Below are 15,903 nucleotides of genomic sequence, written 5' to 3' on the forward strand. Positions count from 1 at the left end.
ATGTTATAATCCTGTTCTACAGGTGGTATGCATTTCCGGACACTGAGCAATAGTTAACGAATAATCTTATTACCTTGGTTTAATACCCTGTGCGGTTAAGTATGGCATCAGCGATTTACGGTGTCGACCTGAAGGTATCTCATCAGTCCTTCCTCAGCGCTTTCCCGTGCGTGTTCATTAATGGCTAGTAGGTAGAAGCTTCTAGATTCGCTTCTTGGAGAAGTTTCTGCTGGAAACACATGATACTCAAAATGGTATTTTTTATTTCTAGTGACACATAGCATCACCCATTCCCCTTCAAGAGCGCGGGAACTCAAGCACTGCACCGGACCGTAACTGCTCGTCAGGTATGATCCCGTCCGCGTTTCGGCATCTGACACATAAACGGGTTTCCGCTCAGTTGTTAGGACTGCGACAGTGGCTGTAATGACAGCCGAGAATATAAACGCCAGAGTGGCTATTGTTCTCTTATGCAAAGTAAATTATCTCCCTATTACTCACATCAGTAATTCAGCGAAACAACATTAAATCACCATAATGACTTCACGGGAATCTTAAAAAATGCATGCGCTGCCTTACTAACCAGAGCGAGTTGTTTATCTTGAGGCTCTTTGTTATCCATACAGTCCAGCGCAGCATTAATTAAGAATTATCTACCGGAGTGTTTAATTCTTATTTGCATGTGATTAATTAACTAGGTAAATTAATATAGTTGAATTTGTAAAAAGTATAATTATACAGTAGTCGTTCGTTTTCTGGGGTCTCTTTAAGCTGCATAGTTTCGTGGCTCTATTAAATCTCAATGACCTTTCCGGTACAGGCATCTGCGGACGTGGCTGATGTACACGCGATAGCCTTAACTTGAGGGGGAGCAAATCAGCTAGAGTCATCAGCTTGTATATCGTTCGCTAATAATACGCAGTGCATATAAAGGGCGGTCCTGCATCAGCAGCTGTTTGCGAGACGTGTAGTGAAATGCCGGTCGATAAAATCCTTAATTATCCGGGCTCATTTCAAATCGTTTATTGACAAAAACTCCGTTCCGTATGCCGTCATGAGTCTCATCCTTTGAAAGCAGTGATCGCTGTGGTGAGACTGTAGCGCGGACATGTCTATTTGGTCAGAGACGGACATCTCAATTTAGCTACTACACTGTGGTAACTTTAAAAACAATGTCCGTTCCTGAGTTTGTGATGCCTTAAAGCCATGGTGAAGATAAAAGTTTTTAGCTTCTTCAGTCAGTGCATGAACCATAATCGCACGGACTCCAATATTCTCAGCTACACGGTAACAGCGCAGAACTGCATCATGCAGTAAATCGGCCCCGAGCCCTTGACCACGGAATGAAAAATCGACTGCTAGGCGAGCAAGTATGATTACGGGAATTGGATCTGGCATATTGCGCCTGAGGCTTCCCGTTGCTTCCACGTGGTTAACGCTGCCGGTGGCCAGAGAGTAAAAACCGACAACCTGTTTAGTGTCTGTTTTACAAACGACGAATGTTCGTGCTGCACCAAGAGCCTGGTTTTTTAATCCTCTCTGTTTAAGCCAGTCATCAAGTACTGCCTCACCACTGACGAACTCTGCTAGTTGATGGGAGCTGGATAACGGTTCTGGTGCTGTTACACGTCCCACTGAGGTTTCCTTGCCAGAAGTTTATCAATAGCCGTCTCATCCGAAACCGGTGCATCGAGCATATCGATAAACTCTGCATACTGCTCATCATTAAAATTAAATACCCGACGATCGAGGATCACATTCTCCGCAGCCTGGCATGCCATTTCCAGGATGAAGTCCGTGCGTGATTTATGGAGAATCTCTGCTGCAGCATCAATAAGTGCTCTTTGAGATTCTTTAGCTCTAAGGTTGAGCTGAACATCTGATTTCATGAGTGCGCTCCTTGTATAGCGATTTCTTTACAAGCATATCATATGGATTCTGTATAGCAAATGCTATACGCCTTTTTAAGTGCAGTGAAAATACGAAAGAGTCAACTTGCAACTATTAGGTAAAGCTCTTCCTCTAAATTTTTCTTCCCTGCTCTGGCCTACCTAATCAAAGCCAGCGCCCTGAATTTACTTCGTGCGATGCTCGCTAGCAGTCTCATCCGGACAATTAGTATGAAAACTATGGATTGTTATCTGGTCTAACATCTGGAAAAATTACTGATGAGAAGGTAGTATTCGGATCATCAGCGATCGTCTTGTGGTGGGACAGATTGTTGATTCAGATTACTTTTGTGACCTAACTCAAACTGACGGTTTGACTGCTTTGTGGTGAGGCAGGCGGGTGGCAAAAGATGGTTTTACGGAAGAAATGCGGACTTCCGGAAACAGACAGGGACAGGACGTGTCCAGTAAAACGTTCAGGAGCAGGTAACGGGATTTCCCGGAGCCTGAATGCACAAACCCCCCGACATCTGTCATCATCTTGGCGGAAGACACAGATATCAGGGGGTCCAAAAGCAGGCGCGTGGCCTGTGAAGGATTATAACGCATGCACCACATAACACAACACCCGGCCGCCATAAGAACAGGCCACCGTGAATGACAATCAGATTTCTGTTCACTGGTCAGATCTACCGAAAGATGAGCTAACCCGTTTCTGGCAGGATGTCGATGCTGGCACTCAGGGTAATTTCCTCATTGCACCGGTCAAAAAACTGACCCGCCGCAAACGCGGTGAGCATTCCACAAAAGCCAAATGTGAGAACCCGGCCTGGTATCGCCCGGAGCATTATAAAAAGCTCTCCGGACAGCTCGGTCATGCCTACAATCGCCTGGTGAAAAAAGACCAAGAAACCGGGCAGGTCAGCCTGCGCATGCATGTTTCTCGTCACCCTCTCTATGTCGCCGGCCGCCGTAAGGCGGGGCGTAAATATGGCTTCCGTCCGGAACGCCAGCGCCTGCTCGATGCGCTCTGGCCAGTGCTCATCAGCTTCTGTGATGCCGGCAAGCATACCGTCGGCATGTGTATCTCCCGTCTTGCAAAAGAACTCAGTGCAAAGGACGCAAAAGGCAATGTCATTCCTGAAACGGAGGTGACGGTGTCACGCCTTTCACGGCTTATTGAGGAACAGGTACGGTTTGGCGTTCTGGGCCTTGCGGAAGAACGTACCTGGGATCGTGAATCCCGCACCTGGCTGCCAACGTATGTCTATATCACCCCCGTGGGATTCCAGATGCTGGGCGTCGATATGGACAAGCTGTTTAAAGAGCAGGAGGAGAAGCTCCGTCAGAGCGCCGAGCGTGAGCAGCTGATCCGGGAAGGGGTGATGAGCGAACATGATGATGTTCAGGCCCATTCCGCGCGGAAATGCTGGTCTGGCCGTAAGCGCCGGGAGGCACTCGTTTACCGCCGCAAAAAAGGCGCTGAGCGTAAACGTGCCAACAACCTGATTAAGCTGCCGGCAGATGAACGACTCCATGCAATGTCTGAATGGATTTACCGCACCCTGCCGCCTGACGAAGCGTACTGGTGCACATCTGAGCGCCTGAAGGCTCTGGCCATCCAGCATCTTTACCAGCTGGATCTGGCGCTTTCTCCACCGGACTAGTCATAGACGACACAACAGTCTTCTTGTTTACAGGCCCCTCACCGGGGCTTTTCGTGCTGGATTTTTTCGGCCACCCTGCTCATTTTTCAACCTTCACTCCGTTCTCCTTCCGGTCACCATGACGTACTGCGTGTCGCTATGGCCCGCAGTGGCCACTGTCTCTTTTTTTTATACAGAAATCCGCAAACGAATAAGTGAAGTAACCCGGAAATGAATAAAAGACATTCCGCAAAACAATCTTACTTCACCGTTTTTATCTCTCTGTTCATTACATTCCAGAGTAGATCTTTGTCTTTGGCTACTCTGTGGATAACGTAAAATGCCTTCGCATGCAGCGGCCTAACGGCCGCGCGCTCAGAACAAAATCAAAAGTACCTCCCGTCGCAAGCGCCGGGCGCCGTTCTGGCCAGAACCCGGCACTGCATACTTACCTGACCCCTGCTAAACCGACGCCGCCCCGGCCCGAAGGGCCGGAACACCCTCGCTTTAAGAGGGATGTTGTAACTAGTATCAAGAGTAGCTGTAGTTAAGTCGCGGTAATCCCTTCATACACGCTCGTAAGCGCCTGACGGCGCTAACGCGGAGATACAGCCCGTCAGCGGCCAGAGGCCTTGACGGACTCACTCCGACCGCGCACATTAGCAATCGGAAAGCTTTAAGCGGGTATAGCTTTGCAGGGAAAGGGATGGGACAGGCAGAACCTATCAATCCGTAACGGCTGATGCCGGTTACGACGCCCCTCACCAGAATCACCCGGTTCAGCTCCGGCTGGCGTCTCCATGCCGCTTCGCGGCATACATTTACCCGCAGGGTTGCCTAAATCCGGGAGCGCGATAAGCTTTAACGGGTGATTTTCAATCAGGATGAAAAAAATGGATATAATTCTTCCGGGAAACAAAAGCCAGGCACGAGTCTGGGCAGAAACCATGATTAATCTGGAGGCCCGCAAACTCGTCGATACCGCTAATATTGTTGGCGCCCGACATCTGGGGGATGGATTGACGCGTCTCAAATTCATCGATGAAATTAAATCTGTCATTAATGGCGAATTTGAGCGTGCCCGGCGGGCAAAGTCTGACGAAGAGTGCATGACCTGCCTGCGTAACCTGCAGGCCGAAAACACCAGTCTGCTTGAGCAGAGCCGTCAGCTCCAGACCGGTTATGCGAAACTATATGCCCAGATCAAATACGTCAGGGATGAAGACCGGATGGTCGGTTATGTCATCTCAGGAATTAAAGTGGTGCTGGCAGGTATGCAGGGCGCATTTGGCTTCGTGCTGACTTCCTCAATGACCCCCGTTGGCGTTCTTGCCGGGGCTATTCTGATTGTCGACTCGGCCAACACGATAACCCGTGAAGTTGGTCGTCAGTTCCTGAATGAACCTGACACGCAGGGTATGTTTGGTGATGGTGCCATGAACATCGCTAAATTCATGGGATTTGAACGATCAACAGGGTTGGGGATATACAACGGGATCGCGCTTGCAGGCAATATCTACAGTGTCTATGGATTAATGGCCAGACCTGGAACATGGCGTCTGTTTAACTATATCAGCACCGATTTTTACCGGAAAATCGACACCATGTCCCGGGGCAAACTGACAATGAAAATTGTGGGATGGGGGGTAAAGGCTAAGGTTGTTTTCGATCTGATCACTTCTGATGACGCTGGGAAATGAGATTCCGGCGGTAATGCCATGATTTATAGGCCAGCTTCAAAGGCATGGTAATCGTAAACAGAGTGACAAGAACAAGAATAGCCACGCCAAAGGAAATGGCATGCATCCTCGAGCCAGCCAAAAGTGTGGCTACAAAAATCACTAACATGACTGACAGCACCCATATCAGGGCCTTAAAACGGTTTGCCAGATCGTTCAGCAGGGTATCCATCTCCGTACCCGTTTTAGCTGAACTGGCCTGCAGCCGGACAATGTCCTCTTCACTGAAACCGTGGTTCGTCAGATCACTTTCATGGTTCATGCTTCTCTCCTTTTCCCTGCGGGAAGTTTAACATGCCCTGCGCTAATAACCAGTTAAGCCCGACCGATAACCTGTCAGGTGGTTACGGGCTATCAGCTCTTTCTCACTGATAGCCATCACGTCATCCTAAGTCAGCCAAAAGCAGACTGTACCAGACCAATAATCCCCAGGTGGCCGGCGTAAGCATAATAAAAGAAATTACGCGGCATGAAACGCCTGCGGCCCTCCGGACAGATTTTCCTGCAGAAGGAAACCACTGCCAGGGGGAATGCCAGAGTAGGCAGTGTGGCCAGTAATAATGTTTCTGCGGGCATATCCAGGAGATGCGATAACCCGTTTAAACAAATCAGTGACAGCACGGCAGTGATGGCTGCCAGCCGCTGCACGCCGGGTGTATCGCTGCCAGAAACCGTTGCCATACTGATGGCGAGCGTAATTCCTGCCAGCCCGTAACTTGCCGGCTGCAGGGGCCAAATCATGAGGGCCAGGAGCAGATATCCCGCAAACATTCCTTTCCGGCCGTGCCGGTACTGCAGGGCAAGCAGCTGCGTGACGCCGGCAAACACGAACAGAATGTTCAGGGCCCACCAGGGCTGGTGAGGCCAGAAGGCCAGGCTGAACACCGGCTGCGTGATGACTGCCCAGATCCACAGACGACTGGCTCTCTTCTGCAGTCGTTCCGGGGTGCGCTGTACGTTCATCGCCCATATAAGCGTGAACAGGGGGAAGGCCATCCGGCCAAGCGCATACATCACCGGCAAGGCTGGCGACAGAAACACCGTATTGGTGTGGTCGATAATCATGGCCAGAAGTGCGAGGAGCTTGACCATATCGAGTGCAGCGGGACTGAGCTGGCTGGCGTTCCGGATAGTGGGAAGAATGTCGGGTAATGAATGATTCATGCTGTATATTCCCCTGGCGACACGCGGTTAACAGCCAGCCCTGAACATAATGCCAGAATGCCCTGCCTGTTTGCGCTGTGACCCTGACCTTAAGTTTCTCCAGAATCTTGCGCGCTGCAAATTCTGATTTATCACGCAGCACACGCATTGCGCCCGCCGCATCCTTATTCTGAATACAAATACTTAAAATATGAAAATCGTTCACACTGCCCCCTTTCTTACACTCTTATTATCGGCCGTATGAATATTATATTTAGTGCGGTAGGAAAATTCCTGATAATATTTTAAAATTATCATTTTGGATCTAAATGACTGACGATAGTTTATTAATTATTTATATTGCTTGCTGACGCCTTTTCCCTGACCAGAGCGAAATCTTCACGAATAGATTTTGCGGCTGGCTTCCACCCTTTAGCCCATTCCTCGTTCATACGGCCTTCACTGACAATTTTCAGGGTGATGGCATAAGGGGTGCGCTGCAGTTTCTTCGACAGCCAGAGTATATGATCATCGATTCTGTCATCCGGAATATCTGAAATAATCGAATGAATAAGGTCCAGGTCCTCCGGTGCCCACGGTTTTCCGGAACGCGGAAACACTTCATCCGGAAGGCGTGGTTTTTTTTCCTTTTCTTCTTTTACCTGCTTTCTGGCTTCTTTTTCAGCTGTGATGAGGCGCTGCCGTTCTGTTAACCCACCCAGGGTTGCAACCGTCCTGACCATATTTTCGCGCTGCTCACGCGTAATATTTACTTCACCGCATATAATGGCATTTAACGTATCGACAAGAATTTCCAGTTTGCTTTCGGTTAATTTGAAAGTCATACAATAATCTCCTTAATTTATATTCGTTTTTTGCTCATCCTGATGCAGACTACGCCAGCGCCAGGGCTCTGTCTGACCCGGTTCTGACCAGAGTCCAGCTGACTGACGGCGGGCTTCGGCCTCCAGAACAGCGTAGTCTGGCCGGACGGGTTTTCCGTGGTAACGGTATGCCCAGGCCAGACCTTTACGTACCTGTTCGGCATTCACATCCGTCATACCAAGCCATAGGGTACCCAGTAGGCGTCCATAGCGATCCGTTTCACTTCCCGTTACGGTTACGGGCCGCTGAGCCACCATCGATGAGAGTTCCTGACGGGAACGCTGGCCAAAGGGCTGACTCTTTTCCGGCGCATCGATGCCAGCCAGGCGAACACGCGTCAGTCGGTTTCCTGGCTCAAGTATCTCAACGGTATCCCCGTCCAGCACGCGCACAATCCGGCCGCTGATATCTGCACTGGCCGAAAACGCCACAACGAACAGGACCAGTGAGCAGAACTTCCGTTTCATTATTCGTTATCCCAGGTTGTATACATTGCGGTTATTAAGCATGTAAATTTCAACTCGGCTTATCCTCCAACGAGGCTTTTTAAAGGAATGCCAAACATTGAATGTAATTTCCGGATCATGGGCAGCGTCAGATTACGTTTACGGTTAAGCACTTCATAGACCCGGTTAGATTTTCCGATTGCCGGCTCAAGATCTTTTACCGTCAGCCCCTGCTGTTCCATCCTGAACTTAATAGCTTCAATCGGGTCCGGGGCTTCGATAGGAAAGTGTTTGTTTTCGTATTCATTAATCAGCACGCACATGATTTCAAAAAAGTCTCCCTCCGGGGTATCGGCAGGAGGTTCGTTATCAAACATAGGCTCCACAGCGCGTAACGCGGCTTCATAGTCCTGTTCAGTTTTAATTGGTTTAATCTGCATAGGATTTACTCCAGGCTGACAGTTTCAGCATCTATTTTGTCATATTCTTTATGCGTACCAATGAATTTGATAAACATCCATCCTCGCTGGTATGCAATCGCAACAATTAACCGATAGTCATTTCCCTTAATATTAAAAACCACTCGCCTGTTTTTAAGAATACTGGCACTGCGGTATTGTTCTTTGATTTCTGCCGGGGTTTTCCATTCAGCTTTACTGGCCTCATCTACCCAGGCTTTTAGCGGCTGCTCTGCATCGGGATTCGCCGTCCAGAAATCCTTCAGTGTCTTGATAGCGATTATCTTCATGTCATGATGATAGTCCCATTTTAGGACTATCTCAAGTTTTTTATCCCGTGATGGGACTTTAAGTTATCTGAAGATACTTACCAGAGTTTCAGCGCCGGCTATGCCTGTACTGAGTAATTTCATATTTTTTTTGCCTGCCTGCCGTCGTGACAGAAGCCTAGGTTACAAAAGGCTCAGGATTCCCCTGTGCCACTGGAGGTATCTATGATGAATTATCAGATGACGCTGAACGAACTCGTTACCGCCACAGAACAGGCCAGAGAGAACTACCGGCGGCGTGGTACGTTGATATCCAGAATGCTCTATGAAATCTGGTATGTACGGCTGGGAACGGAGGCTTTAGATCAACAGACGCTGACGCTTCGGTGTCCGCTTGCACTGGAAGAAATGTACCGCCTGGCAATTCAAGCGCCGTAGAACTGTTCTGTTACAGGCAGAGCCGCGAAAGCGGCTTTTGTAGATACTTCCCTGCACTGCTTTTCTGGTGTGCTGCTCCACTCAGCCAATGAGCTGCAGGGCATAACTGATATTGAGGCCCGTCATATTGGTATTGAGGGCCTTCATCATGTCTGCACTCGTATACTTGATATTGCCCTTCAGGCTTCCCTGATAGCCTTTTGACGTGACCACTGCCAGTTGTTCCGGATTGCAGAGAGCTTTCATGCCGGCGATCAGGTCTGACTCAACGGCACGCAGATAAAGCGGGGAGGCCGCCACTACAAACCGATCGGCAGGCCTTGACTGCATCAACGTCTTCAGTGAGGTACACCGTCGTTCCGGAGGTGGACGCGTTGTCAGCCGCTCCCAGTGAGTGTGATGGCAGAACTGCATCGAGGAGAACGTCGCTTCATACGGGACCACGGGATCAGAGACATGCAGTAGCCCCAGGCCTGCGGATATAATCCACATCTCAGCACCACTACGCGCCGCAGCTGCAGCTGCTCTGCTCCAGTGCTGGCCTGTATACAGCTCGCCGGCAGTCATGGGGGGCGATCCGCGACGGGCCTGCGCCAGTTTCTCCATCCAGAGCCCGTAAGCTCTCTCCACGTCACGTTCATCCGGAAACACAGCATCACCTGCAGCCACAGTTTTGCGGCGCGTGCAGGTGACGATGAGATGGACGTCAGGTCGCGAAATATAACAGACAGGCATTATTTTTGAGCTGGTTTACGAAGCTTCTGAAGGAGCAAAATTTCCTTGTCATTCAGCTCCTCCCCATTCTTCAGCTTTTTAATTATTATCTTGTATCTCTTCGCTCTTCTCCATGTATGAATACTGACCAGCATTGCGGTTAATGCAATTATCATTGCGATAATTGATATGTAAATCGATGTATGTTCGGGCAATTTTCTATTCCTCATGCGGACGAGGGAATGAAGACGTACCGGCCACTGCTCCGGCGTCGTTCCACACAATCACCCTGGCCAGATGTTCCGCCACCTCCTGCCCCGTGTAGCCGGCCAGGATCGCCAGCGCCCGGGCGCCAGCGTCACGGGACTGCGGACTGCAGAACCCGAATGCGTCCGTCATCAGGAGCCACTGCAGACGTTCCGTCCAGCGCTCGTCAGATCTGCGGACAGGTGAAAACACAATCTCCGTCAGTTGTTCGCGGTTGCAGTACAGCTGTCGCTGCTCCAGTTCATCCAGCAGGCCGTTCAGTTCGCGCCGGTCAGCGTCTTCCTGACTCATCTGCGGCCAGCGTATGCGGTGCAACTGCAGCTCCTGCGTCTGGTCGCCGGTGAACCCCGCGCGGGCCAGCAGGTCGGCCAGTGCGGCCTGCATGTCTTCCTCATGGCTGGCCGCCGTGAGCGGAAAGGCCTCCGGACTGTCGCGCAGAACGTGCAGCAGGCGCGCCGGTGCCGGCTGCGCCCGCAGGGACGCTTCAGGCCTGACCACGGCCAGGCGAATATCCTCAGTCAGCCCGGTGATCCCCAGCGCCTGCAGCGCGATGTCCAGCTGGCAGTACCAGGTGCCGGTCAGGTCCGCCGGCGCGGAACCGTCCGATGTATCCTCCTCCGGCGTGGTGCTTTCATTAACCTGCACCCGCACCGCAATCCCCGCATCGTGGCAGGCCTGCAGCCAGGCGGCGACCTCTAGGGGATCGCCCGCCAGGCGCGTCAGCTGCCCGGCCGTGTTCCACAGCTGCAGGCAGGTGGTGCCGTCAAGACGGATAACGTAGTCACCCCGGCAGGCCATGTGCCAGCGATCGCCCAGCTCCACCGGCCGGTCGTCAGCTTCCTCTGCCTGGCTGTGCGGGACCAGGGGCAGAACCCGCACTTCCGTGGCACGCTGTTCGGCCAGCTGGCTGGCCTGTTCTTCTGCAAGGATGGGAGTGGCCAGCATCCGGCCTGCATCCGTCAGCTCCACGGCCAGCTGCATGTTTTGCGCACGCAGGGTGCGCAGCCAGCCCGCGGCTTCCATGCGCCGGCAGGAGGCGCGCAGGTTCGGCCCGTATACCGGACCATGCCCCCCGTCGGTCAGCAGACGTTCAATGAGCCGGGTAGGCACGGGTGTTCCGGGATGGCGTGCCTCGAGGGCGGCCAGCACGATCAGCACCCGTCGCTGCAGCGGCGACGGACGTCGGGATTTTTCCTGCGTCATTGCCCCTCATTCCTCTGAGAAATGAGCGTTTTTAGCCGTTTATAGTCTGCTTCGACCCGTGTTATGGCCAGGCCTGTGTGTCCGCGCAGTGCCAGGAGATACCAGAAGCGGAGGATGTCATGAGCCTTGTTCAATTCCCAGACATAATGGGTGCCATCCCTGCGGAAATCGCATTGCTTTATTTCCTCCTCTGCCATCTGCGTCATCTGCTTATAGCTGAGCGAAAACAACATTTCTTCATCCATCCTGCACGCTCCATCTGATAATGTCCGGTTAAGTAAAAAATCATATCTCAATTGATTTTTTAATAAATTGGCAAAATCATATCAGATATGATTTTGTGATTAATGATAATTATCACATTCAATGTGATTTTATGCGCTTGGCTTGATTATCATATCCTTTGCGTGTTTCCCGCCGCGCAGATCCGAAAAGATGCTAAGTCGGATCTCTAGCCTACAGCCGGGTTATTTTGGCTAACATGCCGGATATGGAAGCAGGGGAGTAAGCTGATATAATGATGTAAGAACAAATCTTACATTAAGTAACGGAGGGGTTATGGCCCGTACGATGACGGTGGACGTGGGTGATGAGCTGCGTGAATTTATCGATTCCCTGGTTAAGGCCGGTGATTACCGTACCCAGAGCGAGGTCATGCGTGACGCGCTGCGTCTACTGCGCGAGAAGCAGGCTGAATCCCGCCTTCAGGAACTGCGCGATCTGCTGGCCGAAGGAATCAGCAGCGGCGAGGCGAAACCATGGAGCAAGGATGCATTCCTGAATAATGTCAGGGCCAGGGCGGCAAATGAAAGAGATTGAGCTGACACCGAAAGCAGAAGAAGATCTGGAAGCAATCTGGGAGTACAGCTTCCAACAGTTCGGGATTGTTCAGGCGGATGCGTATATCGGACGTATAGCCGCAGTATTTGATGTGCTGACCATGCATGACATCGGCACGCATCGCGCAGAGCTGGGAGACAATATCTGCTCGTTGCCGGTGGAACAGCACATGATCTATTTTGTGTCATCACATTCGATGGTTACGATCATACGTATTCTCAGCCAATCTCAGGATACGGCACGGCATGAACCCTGGAAATAACCGAGTAAAAAAATTTAAAGCCATAAAATCAATCACTTAGCTCATGTAATCTATCTTATGTTAAATTAACAATGTGGGTATCTGACAGAATGAAATTAAATTTAATATTTCTATGATGCCCACTACTATATTTTTCAATGACGAGAAAAACCAACATCGAACGAAGTTTTATGCTTTTTTTGTGAGTTAATAAAATTAAATTTCTTCAATGCTATTTCCTCAGTACCATGAATTAAAATTGTGACCGACCTACATGTGCATAAGAATATGAGTACAGGAGTGATAAATAGCAGAGCCAGAGAGGAATTGAACATTGTATGTTCCGGAACGGCTTCTTTAAATGTGGCTGTTGGGAATACGGAACTGCCCCTGATTTCGAGTGGAAACAATCTGACTTCGCAGCTCTATGTCGGAGCTGATGGTCAACAGATGTTTCAGGAAACGGCTTCGCCTACTGCGACCATACCTTTGATTAGTACCATCAATACTAAATCTCAGACTCCGGGAACATTTATCGGTTCGAAAGTAATATATGTGAACTGGGATTAATCTCGGGAGTTCATTATTATTAAAATCCGCCCTGTTAAGGATTGTAAAAAAATTTAATTCAATACATCTTAATATTAATTATTAAGAATATTTCTCTTTAACGTGCCTATTAACTATTACGTTACATTGAGAAATCTATGGCACAGGGTGTGGGGTAATTAAAAATGATACTACAGATTTTAACGTTAATATAAAATGCATAATACAACATTTGAAAATAACTCCCAGGAGCTCGTAGTCAATAAAACAGTACACATTGTCATTATTGATGATGATGCCTTCTTTACAGAAGGATTATGTCAGGTTCTTACCGCATATCTCGAGTTCAGAAACTGGAAAACTGAATTTTCATTCAACCACAATACGTATAAACCAGTAGATATACTATTTGAGTCTGTCAGTCACCGTGCAGGTATGCGTTATGCCGACAGAGGGATACCGTATTATTTTGCACTTGCCGATCGGCAGAGCACGTATACAGAGTGCTTAAGATCGAGGGACAGATATAATGGTCGCAGATGGCGTCGGATTAATGCCGTCATACCGTCTACAACCTGCCATTGTAGCGCCAGCCTACTGACGGGTTTCACGCTCATGCGTTGTGCGGTGGTTTTCAGCGTCTCCCGCGGCATGATTTTCCAGGCCCGGCGACGGACTTCGCCAAAGGTAGTGGGATCCGGAACGCTGTCATCAACCTAAAGCGACAGCAGACGTCCAATTTTAGACGTTTCGCGACGGTGTTTTTCCTGCACGTCCGCCATAAGCTGTTTAGCCCCGCTGCGGCTCTCATCCTCAAGCTGCTTCATATGGAAAAACATCGCGTCCACCAGGTTGTCGCTGAACTGGCGATAGCGGATCCAGACATAACACAGAAGGTAAAGGCGGGACTGCTCAGACTTCAGGTTACGTAGATCGTAAACGGTATAGAAATTTACCAGGCTGGCGTAGTACAGCATATTTTGCTGAGAAATATTCAGTAAGGGTAAGAGATCACATGCCTTACGGTGCAGCGGCTCCAGAGTGGCTCGTTTTTCCCGTTCGTGGACCATCTGGCGCCAGCCAAAGTCACGCGCATCCTGCCTGAGGATTGCGAGCCGGGAAAGAGTATCATCGCGCTCAATCAGTTTATCCAGACCGGCAATGGTAACGTCATCAAGTTGCTCCAGCAGAATACGTCCCAGCCGCTGTCTTTCACTGGAAAGTGCCTGGCTCACCAGCTCCTGGATCGTGGTGTAGCCAGGGCGGATGATTTTATGTTCGTTGAGCCAGATAATCAGTTCTGTGGCGACAAATCCGGGTGTCACATCGCGGTGAACAATATGCGCGGCCTGTAATTGAAGTTGTGATGCCAGAGCTGATGACCATGGCTGGTAGCCATATAGAGCACAGATTTTGTTTCGCTGCGCATAACGCTCGTGCTTAGAGGGCAATTTATCCGGAAGGGACTCCCCGTGAAAATAACGGCTCAGGACAAAATTGCAGTCATCCTTAACATCATCCCACCCGAAGCGGAAAAACAGATGTTTGGCTTTGAAATAAGCGATCTGGAGGATGCAATAAATTTGAGCATGAAGCCCCTGCCGACTACAGGCCAGCATCAGTTCGGACTCATCCAGAGCCAGAAATTCCAGCCGCTGTGCATCATCGAAATCAGGAAGTCCATACAGCGCTTCCTGTTCGGCATTGTTTAAAACCGCCAGCCGTTCACTTTTGCCTGTCGCTTTGCCATGCGTTGTCATCCTGACCCCGATTAATCGTGTCCGTAAGAGGATCGCTCTGCGGACGGTAAAAAATTAAATTTGCGCTTCAGAAAAAATCACTGCTGACCTTGTCTCATATAACTGGTACGGTATCAATATCTTTCATGGCCCTTTAAACGTACACTTTATGACTGAAATACGGATTGGTTATGCCCGTTGCTCCACCGACAGGCAGGATTTAACCGCCCAGCAGGAGGCGCTGGTGAAACTCGGTGTCTCTCCGGACCGGATTTACACCGACAAAGGGCTGACAGGGTCAAACCGGCAGAGGCCAGGACTGGATCAGGCGCTGGCCGCGGTGCGCCGTGGTGACACCCTGGTTGTACCGAAGCTTGACCGTCTGGCGCGCTCGGTACCAGATGCGCGTGAAATTGCGGATGCATTACAGGCCAGGGGCGTGAAGCTGGCTCTGGGAGCGAGCGTCTACGATCCGGAAGACCCGGTAGGGAAAATGTTTTTTAACGTGCTGGCAACGTTTGCTGAGTTCGAGGGCGATCTGATACGCCTGCGTACCCGGGAAGGCATGGCGATTGCCCGGGCTAAAGGGAAACTGCGGGGGAAGCAACCCAAACTGTCTGAGAAACAGCAGAAAGAGCTGTGCCGGATGCATGAAACCGGGCAGTACTCGATTAGCGATCTGGCAGAGTTATTTTCAGTCTCGCGGCCAACGGTCTACCGGACACTTTCACGTAACCATAAGGAATAAATATGCGGATCCAGGAACAGGTTATCCTGTCTGCCCTGCAAAAAGGCGCATGTATCAAAACCTTTTACCGGGCATCGGCCCGTGTTGCTGGTTCAACGGACCGTCGAATCCCCGATGGATATGTCCTGGAATCGCCATGTGAGCGAAACGAGGTCATTCTGAGCCATACAGATTTTCAGTCTGTCGAAAAACGGCTTGCAGAAACAGAAACCTGGGAGCAAATCGTGGGAAGCGTTCTTTTCGGGGGCAGTACCTGGAGGCTTCGCCCTGATATGAATGATTCATCAATGCGAAAACTGGACTGAATCTTATGAAAAAACCACCATCGGGAAACACCGGACAGACTATCAATCTTGCCGAATTAATTGATGATATGCCTGAGGAGGTGCTGATAACGTTACATAATCTTATTGTTAACCGTCTCAATATGTTACAGCGCCAGCGAACCCGGCAAAGCATGGAAGATTTTCGGCCCGGGGATGTGGTCAGCTTCCGGGCAGAAGACGGGCAAACGGTGACGGGGGTTCTGGTCCGTCTGAATAAAAAAACGGTGACAGTCCACACAGAGAGCGGTGCCCGCTGGAATGTTGCGCCACAGTTATTGACCAGAATTAAACGCCAGTTGGGATCTGAAAACCTGCCAGATAATACCGTTGAAAAAAAGCTTCATTAAGGTCCGGCGCCACAAA

18 protein-coding genes and 1 pseudogene are annotated in these 15,903 nt (G+C 50.2%); 7 read left to right on the plus strand and 12 right to left on the minus strand.

Annotated elements, in window-relative coordinates:
- Positions 1–1,140: 1,140 nt before the first annotated feature.
- Together M2422_RS21900 and M2422_RS21905 are read right to left on the minus strand one after the other, a co-directional pair.
- Complete coding sequence (locus tag M2422_RS21900; protein ID WP_259142686.1) at positions 1,141–1,635, minus strand: GNAT family N-acetyltransferase; 495 nt, start codon at positions 1,633–1,635, stop codon at positions 1,141–1,143.
- Entirely contained in the window at positions 1,623–1,889 is a 267-nt protein-coding gene (locus M2422_RS21905; protein WP_259142689.1) for a DUF1778 domain-containing protein, read from the minus strand. The genes M2422_RS21900 and M2422_RS21905 overlap by 13 nt, the downstream gene beginning before the upstream one ends.
- A gap of 653 nt (positions 1,890–2,542) precedes the next feature.
- On the opposite strand from M2422_RS21905, the gene repA reads away from it, so the two are divergent.
- Both repA and M2422_RS21915 read left to right on the plus strand, forming a co-directional pair.
- A complete protein-coding gene (repA, locus tag M2422_RS21910) occupies positions 2,543–3,556 on the plus strand; it encodes a plasmid replication initiator RepA (protein ID WP_259142691.1) in 1,014 nt (337 codons plus the stop codon).
- 872 nt (positions 3,557–4,428) lie between these two features.
- A complete protein-coding gene (locus tag M2422_RS21915; protein ID WP_259142693.1) occupies positions 4,429–5,235 on the plus strand; it encodes a DUF4225 domain-containing protein in 807 nt (268 codons plus the stop codon).
- Here the strand turns inward: M2422_RS21915 and M2422_RS21920 are convergent.
- From M2422_RS21920 to M2422_RS21945, 6 genes are all read right to left on the minus strand, one after another.
- Positions 5,210–5,536 carry a hypothetical protein gene (locus M2422_RS21920; protein WP_259142695.1) on the minus strand — a complete coding sequence of 109 codons (327 nt, stop codon included), beginning with the start codon at positions 5,534–5,536 and terminating at the stop codon, positions 5,210–5,212. The two genes, M2422_RS21915 and M2422_RS21920, sit on opposite strands and share 26 nt — an antisense overlap.
- A 131-nt stretch (positions 5,537–5,667) precedes the next feature.
- The gene (locus tag M2422_RS21925; RefSeq protein WP_259142696.1) at positions 5,668–6,438 is read right to left on the minus strand and encodes a conjugal transfer protein TraX; all 771 of its coding nucleotides are present in this window, start codon (positions 6,436–6,438) and stop codon (positions 5,668–5,670) included.
- A 326-nt stretch (positions 6,439–6,764) separates the two neighbouring features.
- Complete coding sequence (locus M2422_RS21930; RefSeq protein WP_259142698.1) at positions 6,765–7,262, minus strand: hypothetical protein; 498 nt, start codon at positions 7,260–7,262, stop codon at positions 6,765–6,767.
- 12 nt (positions 7,263–7,274) lie between these two features.
- Positions 7,275–7,769 carry a thermonuclease family protein gene (locus M2422_RS21935; protein ID WP_259142700.1) on the minus strand — a complete coding sequence of 165 codons (495 nt, stop codon included), beginning with the start codon at positions 7,767–7,769 and terminating at the stop codon, positions 7,275–7,277.
- 59 nt (positions 7,770–7,828) lie between these two features.
- Positions 7,829–8,188, minus strand: a complete 360-nt coding sequence (locus tag M2422_RS21940) for a type II toxin-antitoxin system HigA family antitoxin (protein WP_029403836.1) — start codon at positions 8,186–8,188, stop codon at positions 7,829–7,831.
- A gap of 5 nt (positions 8,189–8,193) precedes the next feature.
- Positions 8,194–8,496 (minus strand): type II toxin-antitoxin system HigB family toxin, encoded by a 303-nt coding sequence (locus tag M2422_RS21945; protein WP_259142704.1) that lies wholly within the window; start codon positions 8,494–8,496, stop codon positions 8,194–8,196.
- A 204-nt stretch (positions 8,497–8,700) separates the two neighbouring features.
- Between M2422_RS21945 and M2422_RS21950 the strand changes: the two genes are divergently transcribed.
- Entirely contained in the window at positions 8,701–8,913 is a 213-nt protein-coding gene (locus tag M2422_RS21950) for a hypothetical protein (protein WP_259142707.1), read from the plus strand.
- Between the two features lie 81 nt (positions 8,914–8,994).
- On the opposite strand, the gene M2422_RS23950 is transcribed toward M2422_RS21950, so the two are convergent.
- The 3 genes from M2422_RS23950 to M2422_RS21965 all read right to left on the minus strand — a co-directional run bounded on the left by M2422_RS23950 (position 8,995) and on the right by M2422_RS21965 (position 11,342).
- Entirely contained in the window at positions 8,995–9,648 is a 654-nt protein-coding gene (locus M2422_RS23950; RefSeq protein WP_404997318.1) for a DUF6884 domain-containing protein, read from the minus strand.
- Positions 9,649–9,846: 198 nt separating this feature from the next.
- Positions 9,847–11,004 (minus strand): hypothetical protein, encoded by a 1,158-nt coding sequence (locus M2422_RS21960; protein WP_259142712.1) that lies wholly within the window; start codon positions 11,002–11,004, stop codon positions 9,847–9,849.
- Between the two features lie 89 nt (positions 11,005–11,093).
- The gene (locus M2422_RS21965; RefSeq protein WP_259142713.1) at positions 11,094–11,342 is read right to left on the minus strand and encodes a hypothetical protein; all 249 of its coding nucleotides are present in this window, start codon (positions 11,340–11,342) and stop codon (positions 11,094–11,096) included.
- Between the two features lie 313 nt (positions 11,343–11,655).
- Here M2422_RS21965 and M2422_RS21970 point away from each other — a divergent pair, with 313 nt between their 5' ends.
- Complete coding sequence (locus tag M2422_RS21970; protein WP_259142714.1) at positions 11,656–11,916, plus strand: type II toxin-antitoxin system ParD family antitoxin; 261 nt, start codon at positions 11,656–11,658, stop codon at positions 11,914–11,916.
- On the plus strand, positions 11,903–12,199 hold the full coding sequence (locus tag M2422_RS21975; protein WP_259142715.1) for a type II toxin-antitoxin system RelE/ParE family toxin: 297 nt from the start codon (positions 11,903–11,905) through the stop codon (positions 12,197–12,199). The genes M2422_RS21970 and M2422_RS21975 overlap by 14 nt, the downstream gene beginning before the upstream one ends.
- A 1,025-nt stretch (positions 12,200–13,224) precedes the next feature.
- Here the strand turns inward: M2422_RS21975 and M2422_RS21980 are convergent.
- A pseudogene (locus M2422_RS21980) lies at positions 13,225–14,487 on the minus strand (DUF4158 domain-containing protein); the annotation flags it as partial.
- 148 nt (positions 14,488–14,635) lie between these two features.
- Between M2422_RS21980 and M2422_RS21985 the strand changes: the two are divergent.
- Entirely contained in the window at positions 14,636–15,214 is a 579-nt protein-coding gene (locus tag M2422_RS21985; RefSeq protein WP_259142716.1) for a recombinase family protein, read from the plus strand.
- A gap of 310 nt (positions 15,215–15,524) precedes the next feature.
- Positions 15,525–15,887: a hypothetical protein gene (locus M2422_RS21995; RefSeq protein ID WP_259142720.1), complete on the plus strand. Its 363-nt coding sequence runs from the start codon at positions 15,525–15,527 to the stop codon at positions 15,885–15,887.
- Positions 15,888–15,903: the final 16 nt, after the last annotated feature.

It is taken from the genome of Enterobacter sp. SLBN-59 (assembly GCF_024807915.1).
Lineage (GTDB): Bacteria > Pseudomonadota > Gammaproteobacteria > Enterobacterales > Enterobacteriaceae > Enterobacter > Enterobacter asburiae_B.

Coding starts and splice junctions, on each gene's coding strand:
- M2422_RS21940 (WP_029403836.1), bottom strand. CDS start 8,188: ATGCAGATTAAACCAATTAAAACTGAACAGGACTATGAAGCCGCGTTA.
- M2422_RS21935 (WP_259142700.1), bottom strand. CDS start 7,769: ATGAAACGGAAGTTCTGCTCACTGGTCCTGTTCGTTGTGGCGTTTTCG.
- M2422_RS21975 (WP_259142715.1), top strand. CDS start 11,903: ATGAAAGAGATTGAGCTGACACCGAAAGCAGAAGAAGATCTGGAAGCA.
- M2422_RS21995 (WP_259142720.1), top strand. CDS start 15,525: ATGAAAAAACCACCATCGGGAAACACCGGACAGACTATCAATCTTGCC.
- M2422_RS21945 (WP_259142704.1), bottom strand. CDS start 8,496: ATGAAGATAATCGCTATCAAGACACTGAAGGATTTCTGGACGGCGAAT.
- M2422_RS21930 (WP_259142698.1), bottom strand. CDS start 7,262: ATGACTTTCAAATTAACCGAAAGCAAACTGGAAATTCTTGTCGATACG.
- M2422_RS21925 (WP_259142696.1), bottom strand. CDS start 6,438: ATGAATCATTCATTACCCGACATTCTTCCCACTATCCGGAACGCCAGC.
- M2422_RS21915 (WP_259142693.1), top strand. CDS start 4,429: ATGGATATAATTCTTCCGGGAAACAAAAGCCAGGCACGAGTCTGGGCA.
- M2422_RS21965 (WP_259142713.1), bottom strand. CDS start 11,342: ATGGATGAAGAAATGTTGTTTTCGCTCAGCTATAAGCAGATGACGCAG.
- M2422_RS21950 (WP_259142707.1), top strand. CDS start 8,701: ATGATGAATTATCAGATGACGCTGAACGAACTCGTTACCGCCACAGAA.
- M2422_RS21985 (WP_259142716.1), top strand. CDS start 14,636: ATGACTGAAATACGGATTGGTTATGCCCGTTGCTCCACCGACAGGCAG.
- M2422_RS23950 (WP_404997318.1), bottom strand. CDS start 9,648: ATGCCTGTCTGTTATATTTCGCGACCTGACGTCCATCTCATCGTCACC.
- M2422_RS21905 (WP_259142689.1), bottom strand. CDS start 1,889: ATGAAATCAGATGTTCAGCTCAACCTTAGAGCTAAAGAATCTCAAAGA.
- M2422_RS21970 (WP_259142714.1), top strand. CDS start 11,656: ATGGCCCGTACGATGACGGTGGACGTGGGTGATGAGCTGCGTGAATTT.
- M2422_RS21920 (WP_259142695.1), bottom strand. CDS start 5,536: ATGAACCATGAAAGTGATCTGACGAACCACGGTTTCAGTGAAGAGGAC.